Annotated in this window: 15 protein-coding genes; 6 read left to right on the forward strand and 9 right to left on the reverse strand. The window is 32.8% G+C overall.

Annotated features, from left to right (window positions below; translation table 11 throughout):
- Positions 1–8 precede the first annotated feature (8 nt).
- Positions 9–746, reverse strand: coding sequence for a nitroreductase family protein (locus ACZYT4_RS01890; RefSeq protein WP_463781954.1), 738 nt, complete (start codon positions 744–746; stop codon positions 9–11).
- 91 nt (positions 747–837) lie between these two features.
- Between ACZYT4_RS01890 and pepT the strand changes: the two genes are divergently transcribed.
- The 3 genes from pepT to ACZYT4_RS01905 all read left to right on the forward strand — a co-directional run bounded on the left by pepT (position 838) and on the right by ACZYT4_RS01905 (position 4,575).
- A complete protein-coding gene (gene pepT / locus ACZYT4_RS01895; RefSeq protein WP_463781955.1) occupies positions 838–2,061 on the forward strand; it encodes a peptidase T in 1,224 nt (407 codons plus the stop codon).
- Positions 2,062–3,432: an aminopeptidase gene (locus ACZYT4_RS01900; protein WP_463781956.1), complete on the forward strand. Its 1,371-nt coding sequence runs from the start codon at positions 2,062–2,064 to the stop codon at positions 3,430–3,432.
- A gap of 81 nt (positions 3,433–3,513) precedes the next feature.
- Complete coding sequence (locus ACZYT4_RS01905; protein ID WP_463781957.1) at positions 3,514–4,575, forward strand: hypothetical protein; 1,062 nt, start codon at positions 3,514–3,516, stop codon at positions 4,573–4,575.
- Positions 4,576–4,652: 77 nt separating this feature from the next.
- Here ACZYT4_RS01905 and ACZYT4_RS01910 read toward each other — a convergent pair whose 3' ends face one another.
- From ACZYT4_RS01910 to ACZYT4_RS01935, 6 genes are all read right to left on the reverse strand, one after another.
- Positions 4,653–5,618, reverse strand: coding sequence for an ABC transporter ATP-binding protein (locus ACZYT4_RS01910; RefSeq protein ID WP_463781958.1), 966 nt, complete (start codon positions 5,616–5,618; stop codon positions 4,653–4,655).
- Positions 5,618–6,619: an ABC transporter ATP-binding protein gene (locus tag ACZYT4_RS01915; protein ID WP_463781959.1), complete on the reverse strand. Its 1,002-nt coding sequence runs from the start codon at positions 6,617–6,619 to the stop codon at positions 5,618–5,620. The genes ACZYT4_RS01910 and ACZYT4_RS01915 overlap by 1 nt, the downstream gene beginning before the upstream one ends.
- A gap of 5 nt (positions 6,620–6,624) precedes the next feature.
- Positions 6,625–7,614, reverse strand: a complete 990-nt coding sequence (locus ACZYT4_RS01920; protein WP_463781960.1) for an ABC transporter permease — start codon at positions 7,612–7,614, stop codon at positions 6,625–6,627.
- Between the two features lie 6 nt (positions 7,615–7,620).
- Positions 7,621–8,565 carry an ABC transporter permease gene (locus tag ACZYT4_RS01925; RefSeq protein WP_463781961.1) on the reverse strand — a complete coding sequence of 315 codons (945 nt, stop codon included), beginning with the start codon at positions 8,563–8,565 and terminating at the stop codon, positions 7,621–7,623.
- Between the two features lie 106 nt (positions 8,566–8,671).
- Positions 8,672–10,342 carry a peptide ABC transporter substrate-binding protein gene (locus ACZYT4_RS01930; RefSeq protein ID WP_463781962.1) on the reverse strand — a complete coding sequence of 557 codons (1,671 nt, stop codon included), beginning with the start codon at positions 10,340–10,342 and terminating at the stop codon, positions 8,672–8,674.
- 210 nt (positions 10,343–10,552) lie between these two features.
- Positions 10,553–11,365, reverse strand: a complete 813-nt coding sequence (locus ACZYT4_RS01935; protein ID WP_463781963.1) for a mechanosensitive ion channel family protein — start codon at positions 11,363–11,365, stop codon at positions 10,553–10,555.
- A gap of 198 nt (positions 11,366–11,563) precedes the next feature.
- On the opposite strand from ACZYT4_RS01935, the gene ACZYT4_RS01940 reads away from it, so the two are divergent.
- The 3 genes from ACZYT4_RS01940 (at position 11,564) to ACZYT4_RS01950 (ending at position 15,280) form a co-directional block, all read left to right on the forward strand.
- On the forward strand, positions 11,564–12,433 hold the full coding sequence (locus ACZYT4_RS01940; RefSeq protein WP_463781964.1) for a DegV family protein: 870 nt from the start codon (positions 11,564–11,566) through the stop codon (positions 12,431–12,433).
- Between the two features lie 274 nt (positions 12,434–12,707).
- On the forward strand, positions 12,708–14,456 hold the full coding sequence (rnjA, locus tag ACZYT4_RS01945; RefSeq protein ID WP_463781965.1) for a ribonuclease J1: 1,749 nt from the start codon (positions 12,708–12,710) through the stop codon (positions 14,454–14,456).
- Positions 14,453–15,280 (forward strand): metallophosphoesterase, encoded by an 828-nt coding sequence (locus ACZYT4_RS01950; protein ID WP_463781966.1) that lies wholly within the window; start codon positions 14,453–14,455, stop codon positions 15,278–15,280. The genes rnjA and ACZYT4_RS01950 overlap by 4 nt, the downstream gene beginning before the upstream one ends.
- Here the strand turns inward: ACZYT4_RS01950 and ACZYT4_RS01955 are convergent.
- A complete protein-coding gene (locus ACZYT4_RS01955; RefSeq protein WP_463781967.1) occupies positions 15,274–16,104 on the reverse strand; it encodes a MurR/RpiR family transcriptional regulator in 831 nt (276 codons plus the stop codon). The two genes, ACZYT4_RS01950 and ACZYT4_RS01955, sit on opposite strands and share 7 nt — an antisense overlap.
- Positions 16,101–16,862 carry a metallophosphoesterase gene (locus ACZYT4_RS01960; RefSeq protein ID WP_463781968.1) on the reverse strand — a complete coding sequence of 254 codons (762 nt, stop codon included), beginning with the start codon at positions 16,860–16,862 and terminating at the stop codon, positions 16,101–16,103. The genes ACZYT4_RS01955 and ACZYT4_RS01960 overlap by 4 nt, the downstream gene beginning before the upstream one ends.
- Positions 16,863–16,910 lie beyond the last annotated feature (48 nt).

Here is a 16,910-nt window from a genome sequence, read left to right on the forward strand (position 1 = left end):
TCCATTTTTTATTTCTTTAACCATTGTTGAAGCATCACTTGAAATGAACGATTCATTTCCTTGCGATATTCGGTATGAAACTTTCTTTTAGCAAAAGCTTGTATATAATTTTTGAGTTCATCTTCGTTTTTACCAGTTTGTTTGATAAACATTTGTTTGGTTTGATCTATAGTTTTATGATGATAAGTATCCACACTTACCATATCTTGTAAATCAAAACGTTGTGGTTTTGGACGATTTTGTTGTTGAAGTGTTGGTTTTCCAAAAACAACGAGGCTTACTGGCATGGCATATTGAGGCAAATTGAAGAGTTTTTGATGAACTTCAAAGTTTTCTAAAATATCCCCAATATAACAAGATCCAATTCCCATAGACCATGCTGCTACGACTGCATTTTGCGCTGCAATCATACAATCTTCAATCGCTAATATGAAATCAGCTTCCCCTAATCCCTGAACATTTTCATCATATAACTGATACATATCATACCACTTTTGATAGTCAGCTAAAAAGAGTAAGACAAGTGGTGCTTTCGCAATAAAAGGCTGATGATCACAAGTCACTGCTAATTGATCTTTGATTTGTTGATCTTGTACATCTATGATAGAATAAAGAGCCATATTACCAGCAGTTGGTGCCTGTAAAGCAGCTTTTAAAATGTATTCCTTTTCTTCCTGAGTGATTTTTTCATCACTATAGGTACGTACTGATTTCCTTTCAAATAATTCCTGAATTGTCTGATTCATAATTTTTCCCTCCTAGCATTTGATTATATCATAATCATGGATTATTTAAAGATTTCCATGTATAATGTATAAGGAAAGTGAGGGAAGAATAATGAATATAGAAGAACGATTTTTGAAATATGTCAGTTTTGATACACAATCTGATCCTAAGTCAACATCGACACCTTCTTCTTTAAAACAATTAGAATTAGGAAAATATCTTGTTGAAGAAATGAAGAAAATGGGTATCGAAAATGCTCATTTAGATAAAAGTGGTATTGTTTATGGAACAATCCCTGCAAATAATGATCATCAAGGTCAAGTGATTGGATTTATTGCCCATATGGATACAGCACTGGATGCTTCAGGTCATGATATTCATCCACAAATCATCAGAGATTATCAGGGAACAACAATTACTTTAAATCAGGATAAAGAATTATACCTTGATCCTCATGAATTTCCTGAACTCTTAAATGTCATTCATCATGATTTAATAACAACTGATGGAACAACATTACTTGGAGCCGACGATAAAGCGGGTGTTGCTATTATTATGAGTATGGCGGAATATCTATGTCAGCACCCTGATATTAGACATAATGATATTCAGATTGCCTTTACGCCTGATGAAGAGGTGGGAAGAGGTACTGAAAATTTTGATGTCGAACATTTTCATGCTGACTATGCCTATACAATTGATGGTGGGAACATTGCTGAGATTGAATATGAAAACTTTAATGCTTTTAGTGCTGTTGTGGAAATCACTGGAAAAAGCATTCATCCTGGTAGTGCCAAAAATGCCATGGTCAATTCAATTCATGTTGCACAGGAATTTGATGCTATGTTACCAGTCCATGCTAGACCAGAATATACAGAAGGCTATGAAGGATTTAATCATCTTGAAAGTATTCAGGGAAGATGTGAAAAAACAGTGATGGAATATATCATTCGAAATCATGATCTTACTCTAGCCCAAAAGCAATGTCAGGATTTTGAAAATATCGCTTCTTTTTTAAATCAAAAATATGGTTATCCATTAGTCAAAGTCACAATCGAACAAAGTTACTTGAATATGCGTGAACATATTGAAAAAAATATGTATATTGTTGATAACGCTGTTGCTGCTATGAAAGAATGTGGAATCGAGCCATATGCTGTTCCTATTCGTGGTGGTACTGATGGGGCCAATCTTACATATATGGGATTACCTTGTCCTAATTTAGGTACAGGAGGATATAACTTCCATGGACCATTTGAATATGTTTCTATCACTATGATGAAGAAACAGGTTGAAGTCTTATTAAAAATCATTGAAAGAAACGAGGGAAAATAAATGTACGCAAAAAATGCCTGGAATAAATATGAAGATAATCAATATAAAGATGTCATGGAATTTAATGAAGGATATAAATCTTTTATTACACAAGGAAAAACAGAAAGAGCTTGTGTTAAAGAAGCTGTTGCTTTAGCACAAAAAGCTGGTTTTCAAGATATCCAGAACTTACAAAGTTTAAAAACAGGAGATAAGTTTTATGTCATCAATAAAGATAAAAACTTAGCTTTATTCGTTATGGGAAAAAAACCTCTTATTGATGGAATGAGAATCTTAGGGGCTCATATTGATTCACCACGTTTAGATTTAAAACAGAATCCTCTTTATGAAAGTGATGGATTTGCTTTACTAGATACACATTATTATGGTGGAGTGAAAAAATATCAATGGGTGACAATTCCTTTATCATTATATGGTGTTGTAATTAAAAAAGATGGAACAAAAGTTGATGTTGTGATTGGTGAAGATGATCAAGATCCAGTTGTAGGTATCACTGATTTATTAATTCATTTATCAGCTGATCAGATGCAAAAAACTGCTGCTAAAGTCATTGAAGGAGAAAACTTAGATGTCACATTAGGAAGCATTCCATTAAAAGATGCAGAAAAAGATGCTGTAAAAGCTTATGTTTTACAATTACTTGAAGATAAATATGGTATTGAAGAAGAAGATTTCCTAAGTGCTGAAATTGAAGTTGTTCCAAGCGGACCAGCGAGAGATTATGGATTAGATAGAAGCATGGTCATGGGATATGGTCATGATGATCGTGTCTGTGCCTATACATCATTAAAAGCAATTCTAGATATACAGGAAGTTCCTGAATATACATCTTGCTGTATTCTTGTTGATAAAGAAGAAATTGGAAGTGTTGGAGCTACAGGAGCTCAATCATTATTCTTTGAAAATACAATTGCTGAAATCTTGCATCTTTGTGGTGATGATGCTTTCTTATCAGTGAGAAAAGCTCTTGCCAACTCAATGATGTTATCTAGTGATGTCAGTGCTGGTTTTGATCCACTTTATAAAGAAGTCAATGACCCTAAAAATGCTGCTTATTTAGGTAAAGGTATTGTCTTTAATAAATATACAGGTTCAAGAGGAAAGAGTGGAAGTAATGATGCCAATCCAGAATATTTTGCTAAAATTAGAAATGTTATGGATCAAGCTGGTATTCATTTCCAGACTGCTGAACTTGGAAAAGTTGATCAAGGTGGCGGAGGTACTATCGCCTATATCTTAGGAAACTATGATATGAATGTCATTGATGCTGGTATTGCTGTTTTAAATATGCATGCTCCTTTTGAAATTGTTTCAAAAGTTGATGTCTATGAAGCCTATCTTGCATATACACAATTTTTACTTCAATTATAAAAGCTCATTTGAGCTTTTTTTCTTTGATAGACAATAGAGAAAGTCTTTGATATAATAACGTCTACAAAGGAGGAAAACATCATGAAATTAATGATCATGAACTATAAACCTTATGAATATGAACTTTTAATGGAAAAACTCAATAAACTTGGTCAACAGGGATATAAGACAAATGAATTAGAATTCATAACATTCTTTAAAAAAGTTGACTATCCTGTTTATTATGATATTGATTTTCATAAAACTGTAGGTTCTAATAAAAGAGAACGTCAAAAAGATAAGGATGCATTTGCACAAAAATATCGCCAAAGAGGAATGCAACCTATTTATGCCAAAAACAATATGTTTGTTTTTACATCTAAAGAGCCTAAAGAGATTTCTATCAATTGGAAAGAAAAAACAGATATAACATCTGGACCATTCAAATGGATTTCATTGCTTTGCTTCTTTATATCTGTTGTTGCTTTAGCAATGTTCTCTCAATATCTTATGACAGCAACCTTTGACAAATTTATGAGTTATGGAATATCTTTTGTCTACATAGGTGTTGTATTATTCTTTTTAACGGTTGCATTTCGCAGTTATCTTCATTTTCATAACACTGGAACTTTTTATCATAAGATCAAAAATCAAAATCCACATATGCCTTTAAAAGCTTTAAAGATAGAAAGAATCATTTATAGTATTGCAGCTTTACTAACAGCTATTCTTATTTTTGGCGGTTTAATCGAAGATACATTGAATCAGCATTCTTTTGATCCCCAGCAACATGCTATTATTCAACTCAGTGATTTTGATATTCATAAAGAAACAACACTTTCAACACAAGCTTATTCTAGCTTTACATTACCACATACTTATATTTCATTAGAAGAAGTCAATGATGGAAATGAAGCTCTCTATATCAAAGAATTTACTTTTACTTCTCAAGAAAAAGCTCAAGAAACATTCCCTCAGATTTTAGATATGAATCAGCTTTATGCCGGAAATCGTGCTGAAATGAAAGACTCAGTCATTTATGGATATTATGATGATGAACTGGTATCAGTGGTTCTCTTACACGATCAATCTATTACTCTCATTATTCCTACTTTTGAATTGACAACAGATTATATCAATACAATTCTTCAATTTTATCAATAAAGAGTGTTTTTTCACTCTTTTTTATTTTGCATAAAAAAATAGTCTATCAATAATCGATAGACTATCTTTTCATAACATTATCTTTGAACTGGATGATGACAAGCTACAAAATGTCCTGGTTTAGCTTCTACTAATTGAGGTTTTGTTGTCTTACATTCTTCAGTTGCATAACGACATCTTCCAGCAAATGGACATCCCGCAGGTAAGTCGATTGGACTTGGAACATCCCCTTCTAGAATGATACGTTTCTTTTCTTTTTCTAATTTTGGATCAGGGATAGGAACTGCTGATAATAAAGCCTCTGAATAAGGATGTAATGAATGAGAATAAACTTCATCACTTGTCCCTAATTCAACTAAATGCCCTAAATACATAACAGCAATTCTATCTGAAATATATCTCACAATATCTAAATCATGAGCAATAAATAAATATGTTAATCCTAATTTCTTTTGTAAATCAATTAATAAGTTAATAACCTGTGATTGAATAGAAACATCTAAAGCTGAAATTGGTTCATCACAAACCAAAAATTCTGGTTCAATCGCTAAAGCTCTTGCGATACCAATACGCTGACGTTGTCCACCTGAGAACTCATGAGGGAAACGATTTGCATGTTCTTTATTTAAACCAACAAGTTCAAGTAATTCATGAACTCTTTGTTTTCTTTTTTCAGGTGTATACATACCATGAATTTCCATACCTTCAGCAATGATTGACTCAACAGTCATACGTGGATTTAATGAAGCATAAGGATCCTGGAAAATCATTTGTGCTTTTTTCGCATATGCTAAACGATTTTTAGCATTGGAAACCTTGACTTCTTTACCATTGAAAATGATTTTTCCTTCAGTAGGTTCATAAATTCCCATAACTACACGACCAAGTGTTGATTTTCCACAACCAGATTCACCAACAAGACCTAAAGTCTCACCTTTTTTAATTTCTAAAGAAACACCATTGACAGCTTTTAAAATTCCGCCTCCCACTTTAAAGTGTTTAGAGACATTATCAATTTTCACTAAAACATTTTCTTCAGCCATTATGATTTTCCTCCTTGAGATGATGGACAATCTTTATGCAATAACCAGCATGATGCTTCATGACCATCATTTAATTTGAAAACAGGTGGTTGTTTCTTTTGACAGATTTTCATACATTTTTCACAACGTGATGCAAAAGCACAACCTTTTGGTGGATCTAATAAATCTGGTGGTGTTCCAGGAATTGATGATAATTTATCTGCTTTATCTGTATCATGTTTAGGTAAACTATTTAATAAAGCAACAGTATATGGATGAGATGGATTATAGAAAATATCATCTGCTGTTCCCGTTTCAACAACTTTACCAGCATACATAACAGCAATCTTGTCTGCAAGTGATGCAACAACACCTAAATCATGTGTAATTAAAACAATAGCTGTATTCATTTTCTTTCTGATATCATCTAATAAATCTATAATTTGTGCTTGAATTGTTACGTCTAATGCTGTTGTTGGTTCATCAGCAATCAATAATTTTGGATTACAAGACAATGCCATAGCAATCATCGCACGTTGTCTCATTCCACCTGAGAATTGATGAGGGTATTGATTAGCTCTCTCTTCTGCATTAGGAATTTGAACTAACTTTAACATCTCAATAGCCTTTGCATTAGCTTCTTCTTTTGATAAATGTTGATGATGGACAATAGCCTCAACAATCTGTTTTCCAACTTTCATTGTTGGATTTAAACATGTCATTGGATCCTGGAAAATCATACTTACTTCTTTACCACGAATCTTTTGCATTTCTTCTTCTGGAGTATTAATAATATCAATATCTCCTAAAGTTAAAGTTCCATATTTAATACGTGCAGGAGGCATAGGGTTTAATTTCATGATTGTTTGAGCGGTAACACTCTTTCCACAACCAGATTCACCAACAACTGCAAGCACCTGTCCTTCATCAACAGAATAAGAGACACCTCTTACAGCTTGTACTTCTCCAGCATATGTATCAAAGGATACATATAAATCTTTTATATCTAAAACTTTTGCCACACCGATTACCTCCTTAATTTAGGGTCGAAAGCATCTCTCAACTTATCACCTAATAAGTTAAAGCTTAACATTGTAATACTAATGAAGATTGCAGGAATAATTAATTCAATTGGATATTGTTGGAAATACTGAATACCATCATTAGCTAATGTTCCCCAAGAAGCTTCTGGAAGAGGTACACCTAATCCTAAGAATGATAAGAATGCTTCAGTGAAAATAGCATTTGGAATAGCCAATGTCAAGTTAACAATAATGATAGAAAGAATGTTAGGAACCAAATGTTTAATGATAATACGAGATGCAGAAGCACCCATACTTCTTGCAGAAATAACGAATTCCTGTTCTTTCAGTCTCATGACTTCTCCACGGACAAGCCTAGCCGTTCCAACCCAACCTACTAACGAGTACGCGACAATAATTGTGAATACCCCACCAGTCATAATAACCATTAATAAGATAACAATTAATAGATAAGGGATACCATTAATAATTTCAGCAATACGCATTAAGATATTGTCAACCATACCACCAAAGTATCCTGCAACACCACCATAAATAACACCAATAATGACATTAATAATAACGGCAGCAAATGCGATAAATAATGAAATACGAGCTCCACGCCAAATTCTGGCAAACATATCTCTTCCTAAGTAATCTGTTCCAAAAAGATGGAAATGCCCATCACCAGAGAAAAACATACCTACATGTTTATGAAGTTCATCAGTTCGATCAAATTTATATGGATAAATAGCTGGAATCACAATGGCTAAAACAATCATAACCGCCAAAATAATTAAGAATGTAATAGCAACTTTATCCTTTCTAATACGTGAAAAAGCATCTTTCCAGAAACTTACACTTGGACGTGTAATAGATTGCATTTTTTCACGATCTTGACCAATCCACTCAAAATCTGAGGCATCAACATGGCAATCAGGAGATAATGCTTCTTCAGGAACGAATTCTTGTTTTAAAATATCTTTCTTTTTCATTCTTCACTACTCCTTTTCACTTGCTAGATTGATACGTGGATCAATAACACCATATAATAAATCGACAACTAATACAGCAATAATTAAAAATGCACCATAGAACAATGTTGTTCCAGCAATCAATGTATAGTCATTTTCTTTAATTGCTAAAACAAAGAATTTTCCCATACCTGGGATACTAAAAATATTTTCCACAACGAAACCACCTGTTAATACAGCAGCCGCAATTGGTCCTAAAACAGTAATAACAGGCATAATTGCATTTCTCAATGCATGTTTCCATAAAATCTGACGTTCAGATAAACCTTTAGCTTTCGCTGTTTTAATATAGTCAGAACTTAAAACATCCAGCATACTTGTACGCATCAAACGAGAAACAGTAGCTAATGAACTGAAACTAAGCGCTAAAGCTGGTAGAATCATTTGATTCCAATTACCCCAACCAGTAATCGCAAAAATCTGTGTTCCGAGCAACTGATTTAACTTTAATGCTACAAAATATTGAAGCAATGCTGCAACGATGAAACTTGGAATAGAAACCCCAATAACAGATAAAGTCATCGCAACAGTATCAGCAGCTTTTCCTCTACGAATAGCCGCAATAGCACCTAATGCAATTCCTGCAATAATCGCGAAAATCAATGAGAAAATTCCTAATTGGAAAGATACTGGGAATGATTCCATAATGATATCCATAACTGGTCTATTATATTTAATAGATACACCCAAATCTCCCACAATAGCATTTTGAATATATATAATGAATTGTTCAAATAATGGTTTATCCAAACCATAGAACTCACGTAATGCCTGTTTTGTACTTTCATCCATTGCTTTACCAGTACTAAAAGGATCACCTGGCAACATGTGCATCATTATAAATGTCAATGCTAGGAGGACTAAAATTGTTATTAAAGCATATATGATTCTTTTCAATACATACTTTCCCATAAATTCACACCTTTCTTGACATTTTTCTCTACATTAAAATAAGGAAAGGCTATATAGACAACGCATATAGCCCCACCTTTTGAAAAACGTCTATCTAATTGTTTAATTATTCTTCAATATAAGCATAATTTAAATTCATATCTTGGAAGGCAGTTCTAACAACACCTTTCAATCTATCACTAGTTACATAACTTGTTTGTCTATCATAAATAAATCCGATAGGACATTCTTCAGCTAAAATTTCTTCAGCTTGTTTTAATAATGAATAATATTCTTCTTTATCAGCAGTTACTGCTGCTTTTTGAATAAGTTCATCATATTTTTTATTTGACCATTTACCATGGTTATTACCATTTCCAGTTACCCACATATCTAAGTAAGTCATTGGGTCATTGTAATCTGGAGACCAACCAGCAAATACGATTTCGAAATCTCCTGAATCCATATTAGCTAATCTTGTTTTATAAGTTACTTGTTTAATTTCTAGGTTAACACCTAAGTTTTCTTTAAGCTGAGCTTGTAAGAATTCTGCTTGTTGTTTTGCAGCACTTGTATCATCACAAAGTAATGTTGGATTAAATTCTGCAAGAGTTAATCCTTCTTCTTTTAATCCTTCTTCTAACATTGCTTTGGCTTCAGTATAATTTCCATCAGTGATATGTTGGAAAATATCTCCACAGTATTCAGTAAACTCACCTTGAGCAACTGCAGGTGGAGTGAAAGTTGTTGCTACTTCAGAATCATTTTGAACGATTGTATCAATCATTTTTTGAGCATCAACACCTAAAGTTAAACCTTTACGTACTTTAGCATTTCCATAAGGTTTTTCTTGAGAATTGAATTCTAAGTACCAAGCACCACCATCATCGAAACCTTGAGCGTTATCAAATTGTTTGATATTGTCTCCAGTTAATTGAATCATATCAATTGAACCATTGTTAAATTCATTGATAGCAGTTGTTTCTTGATTAATCATTCTCATTGTGATTTTATCTAATTGAATTTTGTCAGCGTTCCAGTAATCTGGATTCTTTTCTAAGACAATGCTATCTTCATGAGCCCATGAAGTAATTTTGAATGCTCCATTATAAGCTAATTTATTAGCATCTGTACCATATTGTTTGTTTCCACCAGCATCTTCGTAAGCTTTTTGATTAACTGGGAAGAATGATGGGAATGCCATTAACACAACAGCATATTGGAATGGCCCAGTAAATGTAACTTGGAAAGTATAATCATCTAATGCTTTCCATCCAGCATGTTCTTCGATGTATGCTGGGATATCAGCTTCTGCCATCTTGTAATCTGATTTAGGATCATCTGGATTCACTTTTTCTGCAGTTGCTTTATAGATATCTTCAGCTCCTGCAATTTTAGTCATCCAAGTTGATGCATATGGAGCACCAGTTCTTGCATTGAAATGTTGATTCCATGCAAATACAAAGTCCTTAGCAGTCACTTCTTCTCCATTGCTCCATTTAGCTCCTTCTCTTAAGTGGAATGTATAAGTCATTTTATCATCTGATACATCCCAGTTTGTTGCCATACCAGGTACAGCTTCATCATTGGCATCTAAGCTAACTAAACCTTCAACACAGTGACGTAAAACGTTCATTGATCCTGAAGATGTCGTTAAAATAGAATCCATTTCAGGTGGTTCTTGCCCTAAGTTAACTGTAATTTCTTTAGAGCCTGCTGATCCACCACTACCACAACCAACTAACATAGCTAAACAAGTTAGTGAAGCGGCAGCTTTTGCAAACCAATTTCTTTTCATTTTTTTATTTCCCTCCTCCAAAATAACCAATCACGTTAGTTATTCTTCCCTAATATATCACAAGTTGTATAATTTTGCTATAGTTTTTTTACAAGTTTGCGATAATTCAACTGTATTTTATCATTTTTTGTATTTTTTCTAAAAAAATAGTGGTTTTTCTTTAGGATGTATACAATTTTACAAGTATTGTTTCATTGTTTAAACACTCTATTAAGATTTTTCATCCTCTTTTTGTTTGATATGAACGTCAATTTGCTGAGCTGGAATGACAACATGCAACTCTTTAAAAATATTTTGAATAGCCGCCAGCAAGTCATCATTTAAATCATAAAAATGTTCATTTTCTGCCCATGCCCAAATCTGCATTGTTAAGCTTTGTTCCTTATATCCTGTAATTTTCACATCAGGTGAAGGATCTTTGAGGGCATAAGGATGCTTTTCAATAACTTTCATAATAGCCTGTTTTAAAGCATCAATATCATTATCATGATGGATATCAAAAGAAATTGTCACACGCCTTATTTTTTCATGAGAATAATTTACAAAGCTTGAAGAAATTAAATCATTGTTAGGAATCACAACCATTTTATTATCAAAAGTCATAATAATTGTATATAATAGCTGAATTTCTTGAACTGTTCCTACATAATTATCAATTTCAATAATGTCTCCTTTCACAAAGGGCTTAGAAAACAGAATTGTAATACCAGAAGCAATACCTTTCATAGAATCCTGAATCCCTAAAGCAATAGCTGCTCCTGCTGTTGTTAAAACCGCAACTAGTGATGTTGTCGGTACACCGAGTTGTGCTATAACTGTAATCACAACAATAATCTTTAAACCAATATTTAAAATAGAAATCACAAAATTTTCTATAATACCATCAATCTGGCTTCTACGCATCATTTTAGATATAATATGTAAAACAATTTTGACAACATACCATCCAATCACAAAAATCAAAAGGGCTTCTATGATATTCATACCAAAATCTACATATTTCTCAATATATTTATTAATCATTTTTTACCTTCTTTCTTTTGCCCATATCTTATCACATTCATATTGAAAAAGAAATGTACAATGCTTTATAGGATTTCTCTTTTCTATGAATATATCATCATTATTTAAACAAAACATTAACTTTCTTCTCACAAAAACAGTTGCATTATTTTTTTATTTGGCTACAATAATAGTATTAGTAAATAAGGAGGATGTTTCATGAAAGTCGCAATAATGACTGATAGTAATAGTGGAATCACACAAGACGAAGCCAAAAAGTTAGGTGTATTTGTTTTACCTATGCCTTTTACCATCGATGGGCAAGAATATAAAGAAGATATCAATCTGACTCAGGATGAATTTTATGAAAAATTAATGAACGGCGCAGAAGTCTTTACTTCTCAACCTGCCGCTGGTGAAGTAACAGCACTTTTTGATCGTATTTTAGAAGAATATGATCAGATTGTTCATATTCCTATGTCCAGTGGATTAAGTGGTTCTTGCCAGACAGCCAAAATGCTAGCTGATGATGAAGCCTATAAAGGAAAAGTTTTTGTTGTGGATTCACAACGTATCTCAGTGACTCAGAAATGGGATGTCTTTGATGCTTTGGATCTTGCGAAAGCAGGAAAAAATGCTCAAGAAATTCACGATATCCTCATGCAAAATAAACTCAATGCTTCTATTTATATCACTGTCAATACTTTAGAATATCTCAAAAAAGGTGGACGTATTACACCTGCTGCCGCTGCTTTAGGTGGTTTATTAAAAATCAAGCCTATTTTAACAATTCAAGGTGAAAAACTTGATTCATTCCAAAAAACCAGAACAATGCAAAAAGCAGAAAAAATTATGATTGAAGCAATTCGTCATGATATTGAAGAACGTATTGATCCTCATAATGAAGAGATGTCTAATACTCGTGTGATGATTGCCTATACATATGATAAAGACCAGGCAGCTGCTTTTAAAAAAGCAGTGGAAGAAGCTTTTCCAAACCACGAAGTGATTTGTGATCCACTTTCATTAAGTGTTGCCTGTCACATTGGGCCTCATTCTTTAGCGATTGCCGCTTGTAGAAAGATTTAGTAGCTACCACAATGGTAGCTTTTTTTATAAATTCATATCTTCTATTTGCATTTCTATTTGCATTTCACAATGTTTTCAGTTATGATACAGTATGTCAATATGGTAGCTTTGATTTTTTGAACAGCTTTATCCTCATCAGATATAAATCTGAAAGCTTTAATGAAAAAATATATAAAAGATGGTATAATATAAGTAATAGAGAAACTTTTATAAAGCTGTCAATATGCTATGAAAAAGACATCAAAATATATCCATGAAAGAAAGGTGAGAATGAATGGCAGATATGCCTCAAAAACGTTCTTCACGTAGAAGAACATCTTATAATAATAAAAACAAACAACAATCAAAAAAAGAAAAATTATCTATTGATACAAAAGTCTTTGCTTTAGGTGGACTCAATGAAATCGGAAAGAATATGTACTGTATTGAACATGACAATGAACTGGTTATTATTGATGCAGGTGTCAAATTTGCAGAAGATGGTTTACCTGGAATTGATTATGTGATTCCTGATTATACATATTTAAAGCGTAATCAAAAAAAGATTAAAGCCTTATTGATTACTCACGGTCATGAAGATCATATTGGTGGGATTCCTTTCCTTTTACAGGTTGTTCAAATTCCATTTATCTATGCTTCGCCTTTGGCTTGTGCCATGATTAGACGTAAGCTTGAAGAAAAACGTTTAACTCAAGCTACAAAACTGATTCAAATCAATAATTTATCACAGGTTAAAACAAAATATTTTAATATAGGTTTTTTCAAGACAAACCACTCTATTCCTGAATCATTAGGAATTGTTGTCAATACGCCTAATGGACGTATTGTTTCTACTGGGGATTTCAAATTTGATTTAACACCCGTTGGAGATCCAGCTGACTTTCAGGTAATGTCATTTTTAGGAGAGACTGGTGTTACTCTTCTTTTAAGTGATTCTACAAACTCTGAAGTTCCTAACTTTTCTATCAGTGAAAAGCAGGTTGCTTACAGCGTTCAGGAAGAATTTAGAAAAACAGAAGGTCGTTTAATTGTTGCAACCTTTGCATCTAACGTTCATCGTGTACAACAGATCATAGATGCAGCCGTGAAATTTAATCGTAAAATTCTCGTTTTTGGACGTTCTATGGAAAATAATATTCAAGTTTCAAGAAAACTCGGTTATATTAAATGTCCTGATCGTTTCTTTATCAAAAACGATGAAGCCAAACATTTACCTGATAATGAAATTTTGATTTTATGTACGGGTAGTCAAGGTGAAGCATTGGCAGCATTAAGCCGTATTGCAAACGGGACACATCGTCAGGTTTCGATTAAACCAGGTGATACTGTTGTCTTTTCATCCAACCCAATTCCAGGAAATGCCAGCAGTGTCAGCAAAGTCATCAACAAGCTTTATCGTGCCGGAGCTAGAGTTCTGACAAATGAAGCAATTAGTAATCTGCATACTTCTGGACATGCTTCACAGGAAGAACAAAAACTGATGTTACTGTTAACACGTCCCAAATATTTCTTCCCAGTGCATGGAGAATATCGTATGTTGAAAATTCATGCAAAACTATTTGAAGAAGTTGGCCTCACAAAAGGCAATGCCTTTGTTTTATCAAATGGTGATTCTATTCTTTTACATAATGAAGAAGCACGCCTTGGTCCACGTATTCATGTTGATGATATCTATGTCGATGGTAATGATATTACAGGTTTATCAACAGCTGTCTTAAGAGATCGCCAGATTCTTAGTGAAGATGGTATGGTTTCGGTTCTCATTTCAATGGATTCACGTGCTGGATGCCTTTTAAATAAACCAATTATTATGTCACGTGGTTTTGTTTATATGCAGGAAAGTAAAGAAATGATTAGAGAAGCTGAGTTATTAGTGAGTCGAGAACTTTCTAAATTATTAAAAAGAAAAACAACTTTTGGTGAAATCAAGAACACAATCAGGGATACGTTGGCTCCTTACTTTTATCAGAAGACCAAAAGAAATCCAATGATTATTCCTGTTATCATGAATAAAAAAGCATGAAAAAACTGATGAGACGATTAATTCTTTTATTAATCGTCTTTGGTTTATTTTTTCTCGGTTATTATATTTATGCCGTTTCACCAAAAGCTTATGAATTCATTGAACAAAGATATACAAGTTCGCTTATATCTTCAAAACTTAATGGCTTTAAAATAGCCTTTATTTCTGATATCAACTTAACTGACCAAGATAGCTTGGAACGTTTTCAGGATGTAATCAAAGAATTAAATGAAAATCCTTTTGATATGGTTATCTTTGGTGGTGACTTATATGACAAAGAAGTTTTCAGTGCTGATAAAGTTTCTGAAACATTGAAAAATATTCAATGCCAATATGGAAAACTAGCTGTTCTTGGAGAGCAAGATGAAGCTTCTGCATTAGAAGTAACACAAATCTTAAATAATGGTGGTTTTGAAGTTTTAAGCAATGAATCACGACCTATTTACTATAAAGAAACCAACTTTACATTAGTAGCTTATGATTCTACTTATGACTTTTCTACATTAAAAAAAGGCGATGATAAATTAACGCTAGGAATCTCACATCAGCCAGATACATTTACACAAGCTCAAGGTCATGTAGACTTACAGTTATCAGGACATAGTCATGGTGGTTCTGTTTATTTCCCATATTTAGGTCCTTTATTATCTATCGAGGGAGCACAAACATATAACCATGGAACATATGAGGAAAAAGGTTCAACACTTATTGTCTCTAATGGACTAACTGGGCCTTCATCTTTCCCATACAAAATTCTTTGTCCTAACCAAGTCAATTTAATAATCTTAACATCAAAAAGCAACGACACTACACAAGCTCAGTAATCGTTGCTTTTTTCATTATTCATACCATACTTCAAATGATACAAAGCTTCTAAAACCTCAAAGATATAAGTAATAGAAAACTTACCAATCAATGAATGATGGTCATTTCCAACTTTTAATATCATATCTATCTTATCACTATAAGGAAACGACTCTAATTGTGTAATCGCAATTGTATAAGCTTCTGTCTTTACCAGTTCTCGCATGGCTTCAATATGGTCCTTAAAAAAACCACCAGCAATTGAAGATACAATCAACAAATCACAATCTTTTAATGTTTTATATATATTTTTTTGTTGTTCTAGTGGGTACATCGCAATACAGTCTTTCCCTAAATAAGAAAGCTCAATCTGGAGTTGCATGGAAACAGATTGGGTAAAGAAATTTCCCGCAAAACATATACGTTTTGCATCATGAATTTTATCAACAATATAAACTAAATCTTCATAATGAATATTATCATATGTATCCTGTAAATTTCGAATAACATTCTGAAAATGATTTTTAAATATATCTTTGCCTTTTTCTAATGTTTCAGGAGAAGGCAACTGATGATCAAAAAGCAATCTTTTTGCATCCTGATTGAAATAATGCAAATTCATTATCACATCTTTTTTAAAGTCTGCAAATGATTCATAATTTAATTTTCGACAAAGTCTTGATATCGTTGCAGTTGAAACATAACACATTTTTGCAACATCAGTAATATTACTATTTGGAATTTCATAAATATTCTGTAATATTTTTTTGGCTGCTCCCCAATAAACATCATGAATGTTTGTCATATTAATAAAATTAATCAAATTATAGAAAGCACTTCTCACTGAGGCTGTCCCTCCTCATATTTCAAAACGGTAACCTCCCCAGTTGTTAAACACAAGCAATTCAATTGCCCTTTGCTTCCTACTGCCAATCCACCATCGATACCAATCTTATTATGATAATCAGGATCATACCATATATCAAATGAATGATCTTCATTAATAAAACAACAAGGCGTATGCCCAAATATATATGTATAATCAGGATTAGCTTCATTGAGATAAAAATATTCACGAATCCACGCTAAAATTTCTTCATCATTTTCTTCCAAAGGAATCTCTGGATCCACTCCAGCATGTACCAAAACATAGTGTTTCCCATTTAAATCCAATTCATAATAACTTGGTAAAGAATCAATAAATTCTATTAACTCTCTAATAAACATACGTTTTAAATCAAAGTATTCTTCATAAGGAATGTAGTCTTTCTGTAAATATTCTCTGATACTATCAATTGTTTTATGTCCACCATTTTGTTTCCACAAACGATAAGGATTTGATCTTTCTGAATCCAAATCATTATATTTTAAAGCCGCCAGCATTGATTGACGCATCATAATTTCATGATTACCCTTAATCATATGAATATTTTTCATAGCCTTTACAAAATAATAAATATCAATACTATTAGGTCCTCGATCCATAATATCCCCTAATATATAAAGTTCATCATTATCAGTAAAACCAATACGTTCCAACAATAATTGAAGAAGTACAAATTGTCCATGAAGATCCGATATAACAAATATTCTTTTTTCCATATATCATCACCCCATTACATTCTATCATAATTATTTTTTTTAATAAAC

Source organism: Massilimicrobiota sp. mt181 (genome assembly GCF_055420065.1).

Coding starts and splice junctions, on each gene's coding strand:
- ACZYT4_RS01890 (WP_463781954.1), bottom strand. CDS start 746: ATGAATCAGACAATTCAGGAATTATTTGAAAGGAAATCAGTACGTACC.
- pepT (WP_463781955.1), top strand. CDS start 838: ATGAATATAGAAGAACGATTTTTGAAATATGTCAGTTTTGATACACAA.
- ACZYT4_RS01900 (WP_463781956.1), top strand. CDS start 2,062: ATGTACGCAAAAAATGCCTGGAATAAATATGAAGATAATCAATATAAA.
- ACZYT4_RS01905 (WP_463781957.1), top strand. CDS start 3,514: ATGAAATTAATGATCATGAACTATAAACCTTATGAATATGAACTTTTA.
- ACZYT4_RS01910 (WP_463781958.1), bottom strand. CDS start 5,618: ATGGCTGAAGAAAATGTTTTAGTGAAAATTGATAATGTCTCTAAACAC.
- ACZYT4_RS01920 (WP_463781960.1), bottom strand. CDS start 7,614: ATGAAAAAGAAAGATATTTTAAAACAAGAATTCGTTCCTGAAGAAGCA.
- ACZYT4_RS01925 (WP_463781961.1), bottom strand. CDS start 8,565: ATGGGAAAGTATGTATTGAAAAGAATCATATATGCTTTAATAACAATT.
- ACZYT4_RS01930 (WP_463781962.1), bottom strand. CDS start 10,342: ATGAAAAGAAATTGGTTTGCAAAAGCTGCCGCTTCACTAACTTGTTTA.
- ACZYT4_RS01935 (WP_463781963.1), bottom strand. CDS start 11,365: ATGATTAATAAATATATTGAGAAATATGTAGATTTTGGTATGAATATC.
- ACZYT4_RS01940 (WP_463781964.1), top strand. CDS start 11,564: ATGAAAGTCGCAATAATGACTGATAGTAATAGTGGAATCACACAAGAC.
- rnjA (WP_463781965.1), top strand. CDS start 12,708: ATGGCAGATATGCCTCAAAAACGTTCTTCACGTAGAAGAACATCTTAT.
- ACZYT4_RS01950 (WP_463781966.1), top strand. CDS start 14,453: ATGAAAAAACTGATGAGACGATTAATTCTTTTATTAATCGTCTTTGGT.
- ACZYT4_RS01960 (WP_463781968.1), bottom strand. CDS start 16,862: ATGGAAAAAAGAATATTTGTTATATCGGATCTTCATGGACAATTTGTA.